This is a genomic window from Hydrogenophaga sp. L310, assembly GCF_055703065.1.
Map to the genome: position 1 here is coordinate 554,247 of NZ_JBVPZA010000001.1, position 18,655 is coordinate 572,901.

Annotated in this window: 17 protein-coding genes; 13 read left to right on the top strand and 4 right to left on the bottom strand. The window is 61.5% G+C overall.

Features of this window, described 5'->3' with window-relative positions; all coding sequences use genetic code 11:
* Nucleotides 1–170 precede the first annotated feature (170 nt).
* The 4 genes from AC0GNO_RS02675 (at nt 171) to AC0GNO_RS02690 (ending at nt 4,734) form a co-directional block, all read left to right on the top strand.
* The gene (locus tag AC0GNO_RS02675) at nt 171–2,219 is read left to right on the top strand and encodes an acetyl-CoA carboxylase biotin carboxylase subunit (protein ID WP_472902845.1); all 2,049 of its coding nucleotides are present in this window, start codon (nt 171–173) and stop codon (nt 2,217–2,219) included.
* Between the two features lie 83 nt (nt 2,220–2,302).
* Nucleotides 2,303–2,893, top strand: coding sequence for a class I SAM-dependent methyltransferase (locus tag AC0GNO_RS02680; protein WP_472902846.1), 591 nt, complete (start codon nt 2,303–2,305; stop codon nt 2,891–2,893).
* Between the two features lie 3 nt (nt 2,894–2,896).
* A complete protein-coding gene (locus AC0GNO_RS02685; protein WP_472887127.1) occupies nt 2,897–3,388 on the top strand; it encodes a VOC family protein in 492 nt (163 codons plus the stop codon).
* A gap of 239 nt (nt 3,389–3,627) precedes the next feature.
* On the top strand, nt 3,628–4,734 hold the full coding sequence (locus AC0GNO_RS02690; RefSeq protein ID WP_472902847.1) for an NAD(P)/FAD-dependent oxidoreductase: 1,107 nt from the start codon (nt 3,628–3,630) through the stop codon (nt 4,732–4,734).
* Nucleotides 4,735–4,764: 30 nt separating this feature from the next.
* On the opposite strand, the gene AC0GNO_RS02695 is transcribed toward AC0GNO_RS02690, so the two are convergent.
* Complete coding sequence (locus AC0GNO_RS02695) at nt 4,765–5,850, bottom strand: quinone-dependent dihydroorotate dehydrogenase (protein ID WP_472902848.1); 1,086 nt, start codon at nt 5,848–5,850, stop codon at nt 4,765–4,767.
* Nucleotides 5,851–5,891: 41 nt separating this feature from the next.
* On the opposite strand from AC0GNO_RS02695, the gene rpiA reads away from it, so the two are divergent.
* A complete protein-coding gene (rpiA, locus tag AC0GNO_RS02700; RefSeq protein ID WP_472902849.1) occupies nt 5,892–6,563 on the top strand; it encodes a ribose-5-phosphate isomerase RpiA in 672 nt (223 codons plus the stop codon).
* 19 nt (nt 6,564–6,582) lie between these two features.
* On the opposite strand, the gene AC0GNO_RS02705 is transcribed toward rpiA, so the two are convergent.
* From AC0GNO_RS02705 to AC0GNO_RS02715, 3 genes are read right to left on the bottom strand one after another with little or no spacing between them, the layout of a single operon-like run.
* Nucleotides 6,583–7,260 (bottom strand): glutaredoxin domain-containing protein, encoded by a 678-nt coding sequence (locus AC0GNO_RS02705; protein WP_472887123.1) that lies wholly within the window; start codon nt 7,258–7,260, stop codon nt 6,583–6,585.
* A 56-nt stretch (nt 7,261–7,316) separates the two neighbouring features.
* A complete protein-coding gene (locus AC0GNO_RS02710) occupies nt 7,317–9,410 on the bottom strand; it encodes a M3 family metallopeptidase (RefSeq protein WP_472902850.1) in 2,094 nt (697 codons plus the stop codon).
* 58 nt (nt 9,411–9,468) lie between these two features.
* The gene (locus AC0GNO_RS02715; protein ID WP_226462021.1) at nt 9,469–9,939 is read right to left on the bottom strand and encodes a YhbY family RNA-binding protein; all 471 of its coding nucleotides are present in this window, start codon (nt 9,937–9,939) and stop codon (nt 9,469–9,471) included.
* A gap of 44 nt (nt 9,940–9,983) precedes the next feature.
* Between AC0GNO_RS02715 and AC0GNO_RS02720 the strand changes: the two genes are divergently transcribed.
* The 8 genes from AC0GNO_RS02720 (at nt 9,984) to AC0GNO_RS02755 (ending at nt 18,639) form a co-directional block, all read left to right on the top strand.
* Complete coding sequence (locus AC0GNO_RS02720) at nt 9,984–10,661, top strand: RlmE family RNA methyltransferase (protein WP_472887121.1); 678 nt, start codon at nt 9,984–9,986, stop codon at nt 10,659–10,661.
* Between the two features lie 136 nt (nt 10,662–10,797).
* Nucleotides 10,798–12,717 carry an ATP-dependent zinc metalloprotease FtsH gene (gene ftsH, locus AC0GNO_RS02725; RefSeq protein WP_472887120.1) on the top strand — a complete coding sequence of 640 codons (1,920 nt, stop codon included), beginning with the start codon at nt 10,798–10,800 and terminating at the stop codon, nt 12,715–12,717.
* Between the two features lie 69 nt (nt 12,718–12,786).
* A complete protein-coding gene (gene folP, locus AC0GNO_RS02730) occupies nt 12,787–13,632 on the top strand; it encodes a dihydropteroate synthase (protein WP_472902851.1) in 846 nt (281 codons plus the stop codon).
* A 217-nt stretch (nt 13,633–13,849) separates the two neighbouring features.
* The gene (locus tag AC0GNO_RS02735) at nt 13,850–14,938 is read left to right on the top strand and encodes a lytic transglycosylase domain-containing protein (protein WP_472902852.1); all 1,089 of its coding nucleotides are present in this window, start codon (nt 13,850–13,852) and stop codon (nt 14,936–14,938) included.
* A gap of 13 nt (nt 14,939–14,951) precedes the next feature.
* Nucleotides 14,952–15,317 (top strand): TrbC/VirB2 family protein, encoded by a 366-nt coding sequence (locus AC0GNO_RS02740; protein WP_472890605.1) that lies wholly within the window; start codon nt 14,952–14,954, stop codon nt 15,315–15,317.
* Nucleotides 15,311–15,682, top strand: coding sequence for a VirB3 family type IV secretion system protein (locus AC0GNO_RS02745; RefSeq protein WP_472902853.1), 372 nt, complete (start codon nt 15,311–15,313; stop codon nt 15,680–15,682). The genes AC0GNO_RS02740 and AC0GNO_RS02745 overlap by 7 nt, the downstream gene beginning before the upstream one ends.
* Before the next feature lie 52 nt (nt 15,683–15,734).
* The gene (locus AC0GNO_RS02750) at nt 15,735–18,206 is read left to right on the top strand and encodes a VirB4 family type IV secretion/conjugal transfer ATPase (RefSeq protein ID WP_472902854.1); all 2,472 of its coding nucleotides are present in this window, start codon (nt 15,735–15,737) and stop codon (nt 18,204–18,206) included.
* Nucleotides 18,207–18,273: 67 nt separating this feature from the next.
* Entirely contained in the window at nt 18,274–18,639 is a 366-nt protein-coding gene (locus AC0GNO_RS02755; RefSeq protein WP_472902855.1) for a hypothetical protein, read from the top strand.
* Nucleotides 18,640–18,655 lie beyond the last annotated feature (16 nt).

The window sequence follows — 18,655 nt, forward strand, 5'->3', positions numbered from 1 at the left end:
TCACCTCCTTCGCAGCCATGGGCACGGTGTGCCTGTTGCAGCGAAGTCAAGGAGGAGCCGACCGCAGGTCGGCGGGGGACATGAGCGGAGGCAGGCACGCCGTGCCCATGGCGGGCTCAGCACCCACTCACCGAACAAACAACACACTTGCTCTCGTCTAGGAGACTGAAATGTTCACCAAAATTCTCATTGCCAACCGTGGCGAAATCGCCTGCCGCGTGATCGCCACCGCGAAGAAGATGGGCATCGCCACCGTGGCGGTGTATTCCGAAGCCGACAAGGAAGCGCGCCACGTTCAGCTCGCTGACGAGGCTGTGCTGATCGGCCCGGCCGCGTCGCGCGAGTCCTACCTCGTCGCCGACAAGATCATCGCCGCGGCCAAGGCCACCGGCGCACAGGCCATCCACCCCGGCTACGGCTTCCTGTCGGAAAACGAAGCCTTCGCCAAACGCTGTGAAGACGAGGGCATCGCCTTCATTGGTCCGCGCCATTTCTCCATTGCGGCCATGGGCGACAAGATCGCCTCCAAGAAGCTGGCCAACGAAGCCAAGGTCAACACCATCCCGGGCTGGAACGACGCCATCGAAACCGCAGAGCGTGCGGTGGAAATCGCCAAGGACATCGGCTACCCCGTGATGATCAAGGCCTCGGCCGGCGGCGGCGGCAAAGGTCTGCGCGTGGCCTTCAACGACAAAGAGGCGTTCGAAGGTTTCACCAGCTGCCGCAACGAAGCCCGCAACAGCTTCGGTGACGACCGTGTGTTCATCGAAAAATACGTGCTGGAGCCGCGCCACATCGAGATCCAGGTGCTGGGCGATTCGCACGGCAACGTGATCTATTTGAACGAGCGGGAATGCTCGATCCAGCGCCGCCACCAGAAAGTGATCGAAGAGGCGCCGTCGCCCTTCATCTCCGACGCCACGCGCAAGGCCATGGGCGAGCAGGCCGTGGCGCTGGCCAAGGCGGTGAAGTACCAGAGCGCGGGCACGGTGGAGTTCGTGGTCGGCAAGGACCAGGACTTCTACTTTCTGGAGATGAACACCCGCCTGCAGGTGGAGCACCCGGTGACGGAGTGCATCACCGGCGTCGATCTGGTGGAGCTGATGATCCGCGTCGCCGCGGGCGAGCAGTTGCCGATCACGCAGGACCAGGTGCAGCGCAACGGCTGGGCCATCGAGTGTCGTATCAACGCCGAAGACCCGTTCCGCAACTTCCTGCCCAGCACCGGCCGGCTGGTGCGCTTCCAGCCGCCGGCGCAGACCATGCACCAGGCCAACACCGCCGACCTGTTCGGCGTGCGCGTGGACACCGGCGTGGTCGATGGCGGCGAGATCCCGATGTACTACGACTCGATGATCGCCAAGCTCATCGTGCACGGCAAGGACCGCAATGAAGCCATTGTCAAGATGCGCGAGGCGCTCAACGGCTTCGTGATCCGCGGCATCAGCAGCAACATCCCGTTCCAGGCCGCGCTGCTGGCGCACCCGAAGTTCGTGTCGGGTGACTTCAACACCGGCTTCATCGCCGAGCACTACGCCCATGGTTTCCGTGCCGAAGACGTGCCGCACGACGACGCCGATTTCCTGGTGGCGCTGGCCGCTTTCGTGCGCCGCAAGTCGCGCGAGCGCGCAGCGGGTCTGACGGGCCAGTTGCCGGGTTACGGCGTCAAGGTCGGCCACGATTTCAGCGTGATCACGCTGGGGACCGGCGGCGAAAACCGCTACACGGCGGTGCACGTGGACGAGGTGGTGGGGCAGGTCGGTTCCGCGGTGGTCACGGTGGAGGGCAAGCGCTTTGCCATCAGCAGCCCCTCGCGCCTGAACGACGTCTGCATCACCGGCGCGTGCAACGGTCAGCCCTTCACCGCCCAGGTGGAGCGTGGCACGCTGCGCAACCCGCTGGCCCTCGTGGTGCAGCACAACGGCACGCGCATCGAAACCGTGGTGGTGTCCGCCCGCATGGCCGAGCTGCACCGGCTGATGCCGTTCAAGGCGCCGCCGGACATGAGCCGGTACGTGCTTTCGCCCATGCCCGGCCTGCTGGTCGACGTGGCGGTGCAGGTGGGCCAGAAGGTGCAGGCCGGCGAACGCGTGGCGGTGATCGAGGCCATGAAGATGGAAAACGTGCTGTTCGCTGCGGCCGATGGCGTGGTCTCCAAGGTGCTGGCCGCCAAGGGCGAATCGCTGGTGGTCGACCAGCCGATCGTCGAGTTCGGCTGATCCCGGCCGAACACACTGGCACACAGACAAGCCCGGTGGAAATGGGATACCCTTCGATTCCCGTTGGCTTCGAGGGGTCTCGCATGGACCATGGTCTGGCTTTCGCTCTGGGCTGTCTGCGCAATCCGCGGCGCGTGGGTGCGATTGCTCCCGCGTCCCGTGCACTGGCCCAGGCGGTCTGCGACGAGGCGCTGCGTGGTGCACCCCGGGTGCTGATCGAGGTGGGCGCAGGCACCGGGGCCATCACCCGCAGGCTGGCAATCGCTGCGCAGGCCCTGGACCGCTTTGTGGTCTACGAGCTCGACGCCGACTTCGCCGACCTGCTGCGCATCGCTTTTCCCGAGGTCGAGGTGCTCAACCACTGTGCTTCTCGTGTCGACCGGCTGGTCATCGGGGCCGACGTGCCGGTGACCCTGGTGTCGTCACTGCCCCTGTTGTCCATGCCGGCGCACGAGGCGCGCCTGTGCATCGACGCCATGCTGGCGCTGGTCTCGCGCCAGCCCGACTCCCGACTGGTCCAGTACACCTACGCGTCGCCGCATCTGCGCCCGTTTGACGGCATTCCGCCCGGCTGGCGCTGGCGGCGCGCGGCGTCCGTCTGGGCCAACCTGCCACCGGCCACCGTCTGGACGCTGGAGCGGGCTCCCCATTCACTCAACAACGGTATTCACTGATTCATGGAACCACAACAACGTCCCTTCAAGGTGCTGGGCATCCAGCAGATCGCCATCGGCGGACCCGACAAGCAGCGCCTGCAGAAGCTCTGGGTCGACATGCTAGGGCTGGAGGTGACCGGCACCTTCCAGAGCGAGCGCGAAAACGTGGATGAGGACATCTGCGCCATCGGCAGCGGCCCGTTCAAGGTCGAGGTCGATCTGATGCAGCCAATGGACCCGGAGAAGAAGCCCGCGGTGCATGCCACGCCGCTGAACCACATCGGCCTGTGGATCGACGACCTGCCGGTGGCGGTGCAGTGGCTCACAGCCCACGGTGTGCGCTTTGCGCCGGGCGGCATCCGCAAGGGCGCTGCGGGTTTCGACATCACCTTCCTGCACCCGAAGGCGAACGACGAGTTCCCGATCGCGGGCGAGGGCGTGCTGATCGAGCTGGTGCAGGCGCCGCCCGAGGTGGTGAGCGCTTTTGCGAAGCTGGCAGGAAGCCCGGCCTGAACGTTTGACGGAGCCGAGGAGACAGGCCCTGCGGTGTTCGCATCTGCAGGGCCTTTTTTTCAATGTGACCCGTCGTGCCAGAGGCTGACAACCTTTCCGGGAAGAAAAGGCAAGTCTTGTGGAATCAGGCATCAAGCGCACGCAGCGCTTGATCGACTTGCACCGGTGTGTTTCAAGGGTACAGATGTCAATCTGTGCCAGCATGGGTCAATTTCACATCTTTGTCAGGAGTTGGCTGCATGGAACAGGTGGATGTGGTGGTGATTGGCGCAGGCGTGGTCGGGCTGGCTGTGGCCCGTTCGCTGGCGCTGGCCGGGCGCGAGGTGATGGTGCTGGAGCGTGAGGCGGCCATCGGCACCGGCACGAGTTCGCGCAACAGCGAGGTGATCCACGCTGGCATTTACTACCCGCAGGGCTCCCTCAAGGCCCTTTTGTGCGTGCATGGCCGGCAGACGCTCTACGCCTACTGCGCCGAACGCGGGATCGCCCACCGGCGTTGCGGCAAGCTGATCGTGGCCAATACGGTCTCTCAGGTAGAGGCCTTGCCCGCCATCCAGGACAAGGCCGAACGCAATGGCGTGCGGGACCTGCGTCTGCTCACCAGGGTGGAGGCACGGGCAATGGAGCCGGAGCTGGAGTGCCTGGCCGCCCTGAGCTCTCCGTCAACCGGCATCGTGGACAGCCATGGCCTCATGCTGAGCCTGCAGGGGGATCTCGAAAACGCGGGTGGCCTGGTGGCCTGTCACAGTGAGGTGGACGCTCTGCGGTTCAAGACGTCGGGGATTCAGGTCCTGATGCTGGATGGAACCGTCTTGCTCGCACGTGGCGTGGTCAATGCCGCAGGTCTGCGGGCCTGCGATCTGGCGCGGCGCACGCAGGGCTTGCCGGCATGCCATGTGCCGAAGGCTTGGTTCGCCAAGGGCAGCTATTTCACGCTGAGCGGGCGTTCGCCCTTCGAACGGCTGATTTATCCCGCCCCGGATCCCGTGGCGCACCTGGCCGGACTGGGTGTGCACCTGACCATCGATCTCGGCGGGCAGGCCAAATTTGGTCCGGACGTGCAGTGGACCGACGATCCCGATGACCTGCTGGTGAACCCGGCTGACGCGAAAGGCTTCTACACGGCCGTGCGGCAGTACTGGCCAAGCCTGCCCGACGGAGCGCTTTTACCAGGCTATGCGGGCATGCGACCGAAGATCAGCGGTCCCGACGAGCCGGCGGCCGATTTCCGCATCGATGGTCCGGATGTGCACGGCGTTCCGGGGCTGGTCAATCTGCTGGGGATCGAATCACCGGGGCTGACCAGTTGTCTGGCCATCGGCGAGCACGTGGCCGCCATGCTGTGAGCCCGGTCGCGGTTGTTCCGGGCTTGCCGGTCATGTGCTGCGGAGTGCCTTGATCGCCATGGCTGCTTCCCGGACCAGGGACGGCCCCTTGTAGATCAGTCCGGTGTAGATCTGGACCACGTTGGCCCCCGCCTGGATCTTGCTCACGGCATCGGCACCACAGAGGATGCCGCCCACACCGATGATGGGGAAGCTCTTGCCCAGGCAGGCCCGCAGGCGCCGGATCACGCGGTTGCTGGACGCCAGCACTGGCGCGCCCGAGAGCCCGCCCGCTTCGTTGGCGTGGGGCAGTCCAGCCACGGCTTCGCGGCTGAGGGTCGTGTTGGTGGCGATCACGCCAAAGGCGTTGTTGGCCTGCCCCGCGCTGTCGGTGCCGTAACGCATCAATGTGGTGGCAATCACCTCAATCTGCGTGTCGTCCAGATCGGGAGCGATCTTGACGAAGATGGGGATGCGCCGACCCGTTTGCTGGGCCAGGGTTTCGCGCCGTTCAGCGACGGCGCCGAGCAGCGCATCCAGAGCTTCGTCGCTTTGCAGGCTGCGCAGGTTCTGGGTGTTCGGACTGGAAATGTTGACCGTGACGTAGTCAGCGTGCGGGTAAACACCCTCCAGGCAGCTCAGGTAGTCATCGGTGGCGCGCTCGATCGGCGTGCTGGCGTTCTTGCCGATGTTCAGGCCCAGCAGCATCGGATGGGCGCCGCCCTTGCCGCGAAAGCGGGCGCGCTGCACATTGGCGATGAAGGCATCCAGGCCATCGTTGTTGAAGCCCAGCCGGTTGATCAGTGCGTTGGCGGTGGGCAGACGGAACATGCGCGGCTTGGGGTTGCCAGGCTGCGCCTTGGGTGTCACGGTACCCACCTCGACAAAGCCAAAGCCCATGGCGGCCAGTCCGTCGATGCACGCAGCGTTCTTGTCCAGCCCGGCAGCCAGGCCGACCCGGTTGGGAAAGTGCAGGCCGGCGAGGGTGACGGGATCGTCCACCCGGTGGTTGCCGTAGAGGCAAGTCAACGGGGAATGCTGCAGCTTCGCGATGCTGTGCAGTGTGAGTTCGTGGGCGGCCTCGGGGTCCAGACCAAATAGGAAGGGGCGCGCGACAGCGTAGGGCAGAAGGGACATTGGATAATGGGCAGATTCTTTGTAACCGCTGATTGTCTCAAATGACCCAAGACGAACTCAAAACCCTCGTGGGCCAGGCCGCCCTGCAATACGTGACCCCTGGTGACATCGTCGGGGTGGGCACCGGCTCCACGGTCAACAAGTTCATCGATGCGCTCGCCACCATGAAGGACCAGATTCCGGGCGCGGTGTCAAGCTCGGTAGCCTCCACGGCCCGGCTGAAAGCGCTGGGCATCCCGGTTTTCGAAGCCAACGAGGTGGCCGAACTGTCGGTCTACATCGATGGTGCCGACGAAATCGATGCGCAAGGCTACATGATCAAGGGCGGCGGTGCCGCGCTCACGCGCGAAAAGATCGTGGCCGCCCAGTCGCGCCAGTTTGTCTGCATCGCCGATGAGTCGAAGATGGTGAAGGCCCTGGGTGCTTTTCCGCTGCCGGTGGAGGTGATCCCAATGGCCACGGCCCGACTGATCCGCCAGTTTGCCGCCCTCGGCGGCAAGGCTCACCTTCGGCTCAAGGACGGCGCTCCGCTGGTGACCGACAACGGCCAGCACATTCTGGACGTGACCGGCCTGCAGATAGCCGACCCGCTGGCCTTCGAGAGCGAAGTCAATCAGTGGCCAGGGATTGTCACCGTGGGTGTGTTCGCTCACCAGAAGGCCAGCGTCTGCCTGCTGGGTACCAGCAGCGGCGTGAAGACGCTGACGTTCTGAGTCTCAGCTCCAGAACCGTTCAGAAACGGATGCCGGCCGGATTCTCGGTCGGCGCTGTCACCGGTGTCTCAGCCGGTTGCACAGGGGGCCTGGCCGGAGCCACGTTTGGCCTCGCTGCCGCAGCCTGCGCGGGTTGTGTCGCCACCAGCGCCGTCGCAGCGGGTCGGCGGAAGTTGGTCGGCAGGACGGACTGCTTGGGGTAGCCCGCTGCGTCCAGGTACTGCGTCCAATCGGTTTCCGAGAACCCCTTGAGTTGTTGCCCGCCGATGCTGAGGAAGGGCATCGACGATTCTCCACTCAGGCGTTTCAGTGCCGCTACGTCCTCGGCGGAGGTGACTGTTTTTTCTGTGTAAGGCACGCCGCGCGCATTGAGCAGGTTGCGTCCGGTGTTGCAGGGCGCGCAATCGGTCGTGGTGTAGAGGGTGACCGGATAGCGGCTGACCGCCTGGCGCAGTTCCAGCGGCAGTTGTGGGTTGCTTGCCGCTGCGGCGCTGGCGGAGGCTCCGTCCACGACGGAAGCCTTGGCGCTGGCTGGTGGCGGCTGGTCCGAATAGGTCACCTTGCCATCGGGTCCCACGACGCGGTAGACGCCTTGGGCCGAGGCCCAGGAGGTTGCGAGTGCGCCGAGCGCTATGCCGACCACCGCCGCGCGCATCAGCTTGTGCATCGGGAAAGCAGGGGAAGGGGTGATGGTCATGTCAAATCCTTCTGGCAAAAGCAGGTTCCAAACCACATTCAGGAGGGCGTTCGCTGTCAGGCCATGCCCTGGTGACGCAGCAAGGCATCAATGCCCGGCTCCCGCCCGCGGAACGCCTTGAAAGACGCCATGGCCGGACGGCTGCCACCGGCTTCCAGGATCGCCTCACGGTAGCGTCGACCCGTTTCCACATCCAGCGTGCTGTGCCCATTCTTCTGGGCCGCTTCTTCGAAGGCTGCGTAGGCATCGGCCGACAGCACTTCGGCCCACTTGTAGCTGTAGTAGCCGGCAGAATAACCGCCCGCGAAGATGTGGCTGAAGGTGTGGGGCGTGCGGCTGTAGGCGGGCGGCTGCAGGACGGCCACTTCATCGCGCACCTGTTGCTGCAGCGCCAGGATGGCGTCGCCACCGGTGACGGGCTGGAGCTGGCTGTGCAGCAGCATGTCGAACAGCGAAAACTCCACCTGCCGCAGCGTCTGCAGACCACTCTGGTAGTTCTTGGCCGCCAGCATCTTGTCGAACAAGGCGCGAGGCAGCGGCTCACCGGTGTCCACATGGGCCGTCATGTGTTTGAGCACGTCCCATTCCCAGCAGAAGTTTTCCATGAACTGGCTGGGCAACTCCACCGCGTCCCACTCCACGCCGCTGATGCCCGAGACTTCGCGCTCGTTCACCTGGGTCAGCATGTGGTGCAGGCCGTGGCCGAACTCGTGGAAGAGGGTGATGACGTCGTCGTGCGTCAGCAGCGGCGGTTTTTTTACGCCGTCGACTTCGACGCCTTCAGCGAAGTTGCACACCAGATGTGCCACCGGTGTCTGCAGCGCGCCGGTGTCCGGGCGCAACCAGCGGGCGCGCACATCGTCCATCCAGGCTCCGCCACGTTTGCCCGTGCGGGCGGCTGGGTCGAGGTAGAACTGGCCCACAAGCTGGGCGCCGGCCGGCGAAGTGCGTTCGATGCGGTAGAACTCCACGCCGGGGTGCCAGACCGGCGCCGTGTCGCGGCGAATGGCCACTTCGAACAGCGTTTCAACGATCTGGAACAGCCCGGCGAGCACCTTGGGCGCGGTGAAATAGGGTTTGACTTCCTGCTCACTGAAGGCGTAGCGCGCCTCCTTGAGCTTTTCGCCGATGTAGGGCCAGTCCCAGGCCTGCGGGTCGGTCAGGCCGAGTTCGCTGGCGGCAAATTCACGCAGGTCCGCCAGGTCTTTGTCGGCATACGGGCGCGCCTTGCCCGCCAGATCGCGCAGGAACTGGATCACCTGTTCGGGTGATTCGGCCATCTTGGGCACCAGCGACACGTCGCCAAAATGCCGGTAGCCCAGCAACTGCGCTTCTTCATGGCGCAGGGCCAGCAGTTCGGCCATGATGGCGGTGTTGTCGAACTTGAGCGCCTCCGCGGCTGCCTGGTCGCTGGCCCGCGTGACGTAGGCCCGGTAGAGCTGTTCGCGCAGCGCGCTGCTGTGGGCGAACTGCATGACCGGCAAATAACAAGGCATCTTGAGGGTCAGCTTGTGACCCGTCTGGCCTTCTGCCTGGGCTGCAGCGGCCGTGGCCTGCAACACGTCGGCCGGAACACCCGCCAGCTCTTCGGTGGAGACGATCAGTGAAAACGCGTCGGTCGCGTCCAGTGCGTTTTCGCTGAATTTTTGCCCCAGCTCGGCCTGACGCTCCTGCAACCAGGCAAAACGGGCCTTCGCCTCGCCCTGCAGTTCCGCGCCGCCGAGCACAAAGCTGCGCATGGCGTTCTTGTGCGCCTGGGCCTGCTCGGTGTTCAGGCTGGCCTGGTCCATGGCCTTGTACTTGGCGTAGAGGCGTTCGTCCGAGCCGAGCCGGGTCCAGAATTCGGTGACCTTGGGCAGGGCGTCGTTGTAGGCGGCGCGCAACTCGGGCGTGTCGGCCACGCTGTTGAGGTGGCTGACGGCGCCCCAGGCGCGCGAAAGGCGCTCGGTGGCCACGTCCAGCGTGCCGGCGATGGCTGCCCATTCAGCCGGGAACGTGTCTGCCGTGACCTGCTCCAGCGCGCGGTTGGCGTCGGTCAGCAAGACGTCCAGCGCCGGAGCCACCTGGTCCGGCGCGATGGCGTCAAAACGCGGCAAATCGGAGAAATCCAGCAGGGGCAGGGTGGCGCCGGGCGCAGTTTGAAGGTTCATGCGGTCTCAGATGGTGCGCGACAAGGGAAGTTCAAGCCGCTGGTGGCCGGGCATCGGCTCACTGGGCGCTCTTCTTGATGCTCTTTTTCATGACCTTGGCGCGCTTGACCTGGCCGCCGGGTGTGAGGCGCTGGTTGCCCAGGACGCGCACCACCTTGACTTCGGGACGCTGACCGCCCCGTTTGCTGAACTTGAGCACCTTGACGTCGCGCGGTCCCGGCATGCGCTCTTCGTCCGTCGTTTTTTCTTTCTCGGGCATCGGGCGCCACAGCACCAGCAGTTTGCCGATGTGCTGGATCGGTGCGGCGTCGAGTTCGTCGGCCAGCGTCTTGAGCATGAGCTCTCGCGCGGCACGGTCGTCGCTGAACACGCGCACCTTGATCAGGCCGTGGGCCTTCAGGGCGTTGTCGATTTCTTTCTTGACGGACGGGCTCAGTCCATCGCCGCCAACGAGGACGACGGGATCGAGGTGGTGGGCATCAGCGCGGTGGACTTTGCGCTGGGCGGGAGTGAGTGTGATCTGGGGCATGGGACAATTATCGTTTACACAGAACTGAAAAGACCTTTATGGGCATGAAAGTCAAGACCCAGAGCAAGAAGGTCAACAAGGCCTGGCTCAACCAGCACGTCAACGATCCTTATGTGAAGCTGGCGAAAAGAGACGGCTACCGCGCGCGGGCCGCCTACAAGCTCAAGGAAATTGACGAAACCCTGAGCCTGATCCACCCCGGCCACTGCGTGGTCGACCTGGGCTCGGCGCCAGGCGCCTGGAGCCAGTACGTGCGGCGCCGCCTGAGCCCGCAGGGTGCAGCGGTGGGCGAACTCCATGGTCAGATCATCGCGCTCGACATGTTGCCCATGGATGCGGTGGAAGGCGTTCATTTCATCCTGGGCGACTTCCGCGAACCCGAGGTGCTGGCGTCGCTGGAGCAGGCCTTGATCGACCGGGGCGTGGAGGCTGTGGATGTGGTGGTTTCCGACATGGCGCCCAATCTGTCGGGCATCGGATTGTCCGATGCCGCGCGCATCACCGACCTGATCGAACTGGCGGTGGATTTCAGCGTGCATCACCTCAAACCCGACGGCGCGCTGGTGGTCAAACTCTTCCATGGCGGGGCCTACGACCCCACAGTCGCCCTGTTTCGCCAGACCTTTCGCGTGGTGAAGGCCATCAAGCCCAAAGCTTCCCGCGACAAATCTTCTGAAACCTTTCTGGTGGGTCTGGGTCTGAAACCTCAGGTGCGCACCTGAAGACACCGCGCGGATACAAAAAATCCAACCATGCGATTGACATGACCAAGTCATTTGTCAATGGCAGGTCTTCTTGAAAGTCCTAAAATGGGCTCAATATGCGTATTTACGACAATGTTCTAGCCAGGAGCTGCACTTGAACAACCAGTGGTTCTCGAAAATCGCCGTGTGGATGGTTATCGCCATGGTGCTTTTCACCGTCTTCAAGCAGTTCGACGGTCGCGCGACCGCGAGCGCCGGCTACATGGGGTACTCCGAGTTCCTCGATGAGGTCAAGGCCCAGCGCATCAAGAGCGCCACCATCCAGGAAGGTCAGGGCGGCACGGAGATCGTGGCCGTTACCCAGGACGACCGTCGCATCCGCACCACCGCGACCTATCTGGACCGCGGACTGGTGGGCGACCTGATCAACAACAACGTGAAATTCGACGTGCGTCCGCGCGAAGAAGGCTCGCTGCTCATGACCTTGCTGGTCAGCTGGGGCCCGATGCTGCTGCTGATCGGCGTGTGGATCTACTTCATGCGGCAGATGCAGGGTGGCGGCAAAGGCGGGGCATTCAGCTTCGGCAAAAGCAAGGCCCGCATGCTGGACGAGAACAACAACACCGTGACCTTTGCCGATGTCGCTGGCTGCGACGAGGCCAAGGAAGAGGTGAAGGAAGTCGTGGACTTCCTGAAGGACCCTGCCAAGTTCCAGAAACTGGGTGGACGCATTCCGCGCGGCCTGTTGCTGGTCGGCCCTCCGGGCACTGGCAAGACGCTGCTGGCCAAGGGCATTGCAGGCGAAGCCAAGGTGCCGTTCTTCAGCATCTCGGGTTCCGACTTCGTGGAAATGTTTGTCGGCGTGGGCGCGGCCCGCGTGCGCGACATGTTCGAAAACGCCAAGAAGAACGCTCCCTGCATCATCTTCATCGACGAAATCGACGCGGTCGGCCGCCAGCGTGGCGCCGGCTTGGGCGGTGGTAACGACGAGCGCGAGCAGACCCTGAACCAGATGCTGGTCGAGATGGATGGTTTCGAGACCAACCTGGGTGTGATCGTGGTGGCTGCCACGAACCGCCCCGACATCCTGGACGCTGCCTTGCTGCGCCCGGGCCGTTTTGACCGTCAGGTGTATGTCACGCTGCCCGATATCCGCGGCCGCGAACAGATCCTTCACGTGCACATGCGCAAGGTGCCTTTGGGTACAGACGTGAATCCGAGCGTCATCGCACGGGGCACGCCTGGCATGAGCGGTGCCGACCTGGCCAACCTGTGCAACGAAGCCGCCCTGATGGCCGCACGCCGCAATGCCCGCGTGGTCGAGATGCAGGACTTCGAGAAGGCCAAGGACAAGATCTTCATGGGCCCTGAGCGCAAGAGCATGGTGATGCCCGAGGAAGAGCGTCGCAACACGGCCTACCACGAGTCGGGCCACGCGCTGATCGGCAAGCTGCTGCCCAAGTGCGACCCGGTGCACAAGGTCACCATCATCCCGCGCGGCCGCGCTCTGGGTGTGACCATGAGCCTGCCGGCACAGGACCGCTACAGCTACGACAAGGACTACATGCTGAACCAGATCAGCATGCTCTTTGGTGGCCGCATCGCCGAAGAGGTGTTCATGCACCAGATGACGACCGGCGCTTCCAACGACTTCGAGCGCGCCACCACGATCGCGCGCGACATGGTGATGCGCTATGGCATGACCGATGCGCTGGGTCCCATGGTGTATGCCGAAAATGAAGGCGAGGTGTTTCTGGGTCGCTCGGTGACCAAAACGACCAACATGAGCGAGTCGACGATGCAGAAGGTGGACGCTGAGGTGCGCCGCATCATCGACCAGCAATACAAACTGGCGCGTGACCTGATCGAAGAAAACAGCGACAAGATGCACGCCATGGCCAAGGCCCTGCTCGAGTGGGAGACCATCGACGCCGACCAACTCGACGACATCATGGCCGGCAAGCCGCCCCGTCCACCCAAGGACTGGACGCCGCGCAATCCCTCGGTGGGGGGTGGTGGTGGCAGTGGTGGAACACCCGCTGTGAACACCGATCCGGCGCCAACAGCGGCCTGATATCGCAGGTCGTCACCTGCATTCACCTAACGGGGCCTCTGGCCCCGTTGCTTTTTCCGGGTCCCATTCATGCACTGGCAAACTTCCCGTTTCGACATCGACCTGACCCAGCCCAAGATCATGGGCATCGTCAACGTCACGCCTGACTCCTTTTCAGACGGCGGCCAACATGCCGGCACGCGAGCCGCGCTGGCGCACTGCGAGCAGTTGCTGAAAGATGGGGCGCACATCCTCGACATCGGTGGCGAATCCACCCGACCGGGCAGCCCGGCGGTGCCACTGGATGAGGAACTGGCGCGCGTGTTGCCCGTGGTTCGCGAAGCTGCGAAGCTTGGAGTGCCATTGTCCGTGGACACCTACAAACCCGAGGTCATGCGGGCAGTTCTGGACGAAGGGGCCGACATCATCAACGACATCTGGGCGCTGCGTCAGGGCGATGCTTTGAAGGTGGTCGCATCGCACCCGCGCTGTGGCGTGTGCCTGATGCACATGCACCGCGATCCGCAGACCATGCAGGTCGCGCCCATGCAGGGGGACGTGGTGCCGCTGGTGGTGGCCTTCCTGCGGCAACGTGTGGATGCACTTCGCACCCTGAATGTGGCTGCCGAGCGCATCGTTCTCGATCCCGGCATCGGATTCGGCAAGACTGTCGAGCAAAACTTCAGCCTGCTCGCACGCCAGCAGGAGTTGCTCGTCGAGGGCTACCCCCTGCTGGCCGGCTGGTCGCGCAAGTCCTCGCTGGGTGCGGTGACCGGGCGCGAAGTGCCTGCCGAGCGCGTGTCGGCCAGCGTGGCGGCGGCCTTGTTGGCCGTGGACAGGGGAGGACGTGTGGTTCGAGTACACGATGTGCGGGAAACCGGCGATGTGTTGGCGGTGTGGGCCGCCATGCAGGCCTCAAAAGCACCGCTTTTCTGAATCATCCTCAAGTTGTAGTTTACAATATGATACAACTAAAGTGTTTGAAATTTGCTTGTTGATCGGATTTATATAATACACAAGTTACAATAACCAGCAATAAAACTGATTTCAGGAGGAAACGGCCGCACCCCGGCGTTCGCTCTGGTCATCATTGCCGACACCTGCGCGGCAGTGCGCTGATTCAGGGCGCGGTGCGTTGCCGTTGCTGGTTCCCATGCTGGATTGCCCCGATCTGTCGGTACCCCATGAAGTGATGCTGCACGTGGTCCACGTGGAGTCGTCACGCAATCCTTTCGCCATCGGCGTCGTGGGTGGGTATCTTGCCAGTCAGCCCAAAAGCCTTGTAGAGGCACTGGCGGCGGTTCGGCAGCTGAAAGAAGAAGGCTACAACTTCTCGGTCGGTATTGCTCAGGTCAATCGCTACAACCTGGCGAAATACGGCTTGAATACCTACGCTGAAGCGTTCGATGTTTGCTCGAACCTCAAGGCGGGTTCCCGCATTCTCCGCGAGTGCTATGACCGCGCCCAGGACTGGGGCAAGGCGTTCAGCTGCTACTACTCAGGCAACTTCGCTACCGGGTTTGAACACGGCTACGTACAGAAGATCTTTGCGTCCATGCGCAAGGTTCAGTTTGCCCTTGTGGCACAAGCCGAACCGGTCAGGATCATTCCCTACAGCAACAACCCGCGAAAACCAGCCCGGGACGACAACGTGCCCCTGGGCAGCGCAAGTGCGGCAACCGCAGCAGTCTCCGGGCAGGCCACTGTTTATCCAGAGCCGTACAACATCCGCAAATACCAGCCTTCGACGCCGTTGTCCGTGACGGCGGCGGCGCTGGCCAACGCCCAGGCGCCCTCGCAGCGATTGCCAACCAGCGGCACCGGCATCGAAACAGCAGAAAGCCGTCCTGCCATACCCGTCCCTGGACCGGGCGCCGTCATGGTGGGCGCGACAAAGCCGTCATCGGGCGGCCTGAACAACATCCCGACCCAATTGGTGGGCGTCAATGGCGATCCCTACCAAACGCGATTGCTGCCGTCCGCCAGTGCGAGCTTGCCCGCAGAACAACTTCCATTGCCCGATTTGAATGTCCCTTTGGCACCTGGAGCAGGTGGCACAAGCAAGCCTCAAAAATTCAGTGCAACCAACGCCGTGGCCCCCCGAAAAGGCGGCAGCTTGTTGCACGCCTCCGAGTCTTCAGGGAAACCTGAAAACGCTGTTGACGGTCCCTCACGGGTCGGTGACGTCAGTCCCGGGTTGCAGAGCAAACCATCATCTTCAGACAAGTCTTTCGTTTTTTAATCAGGAGTAAACCGTGAATTGGAAATTTAACCAACAGGAAATCGAAAGCAAAACAGTGCTTTCGCTGGTGTTTTTTTTCGTGGTGATGATGCTTTCCGCTGATGTGTATGCACAGGCGGCTCCGGGTGGCACCGGTGGCTTTAAGGGGGCTTGTGACAACGTGGTGCTGTTTTTTCAAAACTTTGAAACCTTGTTGAAGGCCGTTTCGGTGTTGGTGGTTACCGTTGCGATTGTGTTTGCCGGGTATCAAATTGCGTTCGCTCACAAACGACTTTCCGATGTTGCCCCCGTCCTTATTGGCGGCCTTTTGATCGGTGGAGCGGCAGCTATCGCCGGTTGGTTTACCGCGGGGTGGACTGGTGGTGCAACTGCTTGCTGATTTTTGGTTGCATATTCCTTGAGCAAGTACTTATTGGATTTGATTTGAAAAAAGATGTCTTGTTCCGGGGGTGCACCCGCCCTGCGATGATTTTGGGTGTTCCGTATGTGCCATTTCTCGTGGGTGCAGGGTTACCGCTTTTATTGTCTATGTATTTTTCATTGTATCTTTTGTTGTTGATTCCCATCAGTATTTTCATCATGCGTTTCATGACGAAAAAGGATGAAATGATTTTTCGCCTGATCGGGTTGAATCTGGCTTTTAGGTTTTCTCCAAAAAATCAACAGGAAAATATTGGTGCCTGGGTATTCGGACCATCAAAGTATGCTAGGAATGCAAGCAAAGTGCGTGGTTATGAAGTTTGAATTGCTATGGCAATCGTGATCCAATTCATTGGTAGCTGACTCTAATCCAGATATGTTTTCTCCCGACGCCGACTACAGCAATTTCATCCCTTTCAGCACCCATGTGGATACCCACGTGGTGAAGTCGCGAGAGGGGGACTACATGATCACCTGGCTCCTGAGCGGGTTTCCGTTCGTGGGCCGGGAGGACTGGGAGCTGGAGCACCGTCACAAGACGTTCAACAGTCTGCTGCAAAGTCTCCGCGCGCCGGACTTTGAGAACATCGCTTTCTGGGCACACGACGTGCGTCGGCGCCGGCCGATCAAGACCGATGCCAGTTACCCGCACCGGTTCAGCCAGGCGCTTCACGAGAGCTACATGGAGCGCCTGTCCAGCAAGCGCCTGATGCAGAACGAGCTGTATCTGACGATGATCTATCGTCCGGTGGTCAGTGGAAAGCGTTTTGCGGCCATTTCAAGAGATGTGGAAGTACTTCGCCGCGAAGAGAAGGCCTATCTCGAAAAGATATACGAACTGGTGGGCAATGTTGAGGCTCTGCTGCAGGACTATTCACCGTACCGACTGGGCTTGTACGAAAGTGTCCACAAACAGGTGTTCTCCGAAAATCTGGAATTTTTCGGATATCTGGTCAACCACGTAGATGAGCCGGTACCGGTGTTGCCAGCTCCGATCTACGACTACTTGCCCACGAGCAAACACATGTTCTCAACCGGCAGTGGTGATTTTGCGATTCGCACGGCCAACGGTGAAAACTACTACGGCGCAATTCTCAATATCAAGGAATATGCAGACAGCTCTTGGCCAGGCATTCTGAATGGCTTGAAGTACCTGGAGTTTGAGTACATCGTCACGCACTCCTTTACCCCAATGAGTCGTTACGGCTCCATGAAGGCGCTGGAGCGGACCAAGGGTGCCATGTTGTCTTCTGAAGACAAAGCGGTGAGCCAGATCGTGGAGCTGGATTATGCGATGGATCAACTGGCTTCCGGGAACTTTGTTCTGGGGCAATACCATTTCAATATGGCTGTCTTTGCATCGGGCCAAGAGGAGTTGTACAACAACATTTCTCAAGCGCGGGCTCAGTTGTCGGGCGCGAGCTTCGTGACAGTAAAGGAAGATGTGGCGATTCCCGCTGCTTTTTATGCCCAGCTTCCCTGTAATTGGCGCTTCCGGCCGAGAATTGCCAACTTGAGTTCGCTCAATTTCCTGGGTTTGTGCCCATTGCACAACTTTGCCACCGGCAAACCCCATTTCAACCCCTGGGGCCCATCCGTCAGCATTTTGCAAACGCTGAACAATCAGGCCTACCATTTCAATTTTCACGCCACCAAGCACCACGAATATTCTCTCGGCGAAAAGGCCATTGCAAACACCATGGTCATTGGCAAGTCGGGCACCGGCAAGACCGCGCTAATCAATTTCCTGCTCGCGCAGGTGCAGAAAATCCAGCCAGAGCCCACGATTTTCTTTTTTGACAAAGATCGTGGCGCGGAGATCTTTATCCGGGCTTGCGGAGGCCGCTACTTCACACTCGAAAAAGGGCGCCCAACCGGGTTCAACCCCCTGCAATGCGAGAACACGCCAGAGAACGAACAGTTCCTGGTTGAACTGGTGCAGACCCTGTGTGGAAAGGACAAGTATTCACCGTCCGAGCAGGAAGACCTGATCCGCGCCGTGCGTGCCATTCTCGATACGCCGCCGCACTTGCGCACCATGACCAATCTGCAGAAGAGCCTGCCCAACATGGGAGAAAACAGTCTCTTCGAATGCATCTCGGTCTGGTGCAAAGGGGGCCCGGCGGCCTGGGTGTTTGACAACCCCAGGGACAACATCGATTTCGCGGGTTCCAACATCATTGGTTTTGACTACACCGAGATCATCGAAGACAGCAAAACCCGCGAACCCATCATCCAGTATCTGCTCCACCGCATGGAGAGCCTGATCGATGGTCGGCCGTTCATCTACGTGATGGACGAGTTCTGGAAAGTGCTGGAAGGCAAGGGCGGGTTGAAAGACTTTGCCAAGAACAAGCAGAAGACCATCCGCAAGCAGAACGGCCTGGGCATCTTTGCAACTCAGAGTCCGCAAGATGCCCTGAACAGCGACATCTCCGCCGCATTGATCGAGCAGACCGCGACGCTCATTCTTCTGCCCAACCCCAATGCAGACGCCAAGGACTACCTCGAAGGTCTCAAACTGACGCAGGCTGAGTTTGAGCTGGTGGTTGGGCTGGACGAGCGCAGCCGCTGCTTCCTGGTCAAACAAGGCCACAACGCCGTGTTGTGCCAGCTCAATCTGAATGGCATGGACGATGAGTTGGCGGTGCTGTCCGGTTCGAGCGACAACGTGGAAATTCTCAGCGAACTGCTGAGTGAGCACCCGACACCCAACCAACCCGACACCTGGTTGCCAGAGTTCCACGCACGGCGCAAAGGTTTGCGAACCCACCGCAAGGCAGCCATGGTCTCCAGCAATGAATTCTTGCGGCACGCGCCGACGGAGTCGGTTCGTTACGAAGTCTGAACGCGGGACATACAGGGAGTCTTGAATGAGGAAAACAAGGTTGTGGATACTGAGTTTGGCGTTGTTGATGGCAGGGTCATCGGCCTTTGCCGCTGCGGGGCAGTCCAAGTGCGGGGGGCTGGCGCCGGCCGGAACGAGCACGGGCAACGCCTACTTCAACAACGACCTGCCTGCTGGACAGGACGTGTTTTCCTTTTGCGCCTACGGATACCCCCCCCATTGCTGGGTGGGTGTCAACCCGATCGCAGGCACCTGGAAGATCGTCAGCAACTATTGCTTCAACCCCGAGTGGACCAGCACGTATGAAAAGGTTTGCCCCCATGGCCTCAAGCCCGGCACCTGGAAAAGCCCCGGGAAGATGCCTTTTGACACCAAAGGATCACCCGGCAGCCCAGACGGGCTGGAGAAATGCCAGCACCTCATGGAGGAGTGATCAGGCATAGCCCCTT

What these genes read in the sequence shown, in the direction of transcription:
- AC0GNO_RS02695 (WP_472902848.1), bottom strand. Translation starts at nt 5,850, where the DNA reads ATGTCCCTTCTGCCCTACGCTGTCGCGCGCCCCTTCCTATTTGGTCTG.
- AC0GNO_RS02705 (WP_472887123.1), bottom strand. Translation starts at nt 7,260, where the DNA reads ATGACCATCACCCCTTCCCCTGCTTTCCCGATGCACAAGCTGATGCGC.
- AC0GNO_RS02675 (WP_472902845.1), top strand. Translation starts at nt 171, where the DNA reads ATGTTCACCAAAATTCTCATTGCCAACCGTGGCGAAATCGCCTGCCGC.
- AC0GNO_RS02720 (WP_472887121.1), top strand. Translation starts at nt 9,984, where the DNA reads ATGAAAGTCAAGACCCAGAGCAAGAAGGTCAACAAGGCCTGGCTCAAC.
- AC0GNO_RS02685 (WP_472887127.1), top strand. Translation starts at nt 2,897, where the DNA reads ATGGAACCACAACAACGTCCCTTCAAGGTGCTGGGCATCCAGCAGATC.
- folP (WP_472902851.1), top strand. Translation starts at nt 12,787, where the DNA reads ATGCACTGGCAAACTTCCCGTTTCGACATCGACCTGACCCAGCCCAAG.
- AC0GNO_RS02710 (WP_472902850.1), bottom strand. Translation starts at nt 9,410, where the DNA reads ATGAACCTTCAAACTGCGCCCGGCGCCACCCTGCCCCTGCTGGATTTC.
- AC0GNO_RS02690 (WP_472902847.1), top strand. Translation starts at nt 3,628, where the DNA reads ATGGAACAGGTGGATGTGGTGGTGATTGGCGCAGGCGTGGTCGGGCTG.
- AC0GNO_RS02755 (WP_472902855.1), top strand. Translation starts at nt 18,274, where the DNA reads ATGGCAGGGTCATCGGCCTTTGCCGCTGCGGGGCAGTCCAAGTGCGGG.
- rpiA (WP_472902849.1), top strand. Translation starts at nt 5,892, where the DNA reads ATGACCCAAGACGAACTCAAAACCCTCGTGGGCCAGGCCGCCCTGCAA.
- AC0GNO_RS02715 (WP_226462021.1), bottom strand. Translation starts at nt 9,939, where the DNA reads ATGCCCCAGATCACACTCACTCCCGCCCAGCGCAAAGTCCACCGCGCT.
- AC0GNO_RS02735 (WP_472902852.1), top strand. Translation starts at nt 13,850, where the DNA reads ATGCTGGATTGCCCCGATCTGTCGGTACCCCATGAAGTGATGCTGCAC.
- AC0GNO_RS02750 (WP_472902854.1), top strand. Translation starts at nt 15,735, where the DNA reads ATGTTTTCTCCCGACGCCGACTACAGCAATTTCATCCCTTTCAGCACC.
- AC0GNO_RS02680 (WP_472902846.1), top strand. Translation starts at nt 2,303, where the DNA reads ATGGACCATGGTCTGGCTTTCGCTCTGGGCTGTCTGCGCAATCCGCGG.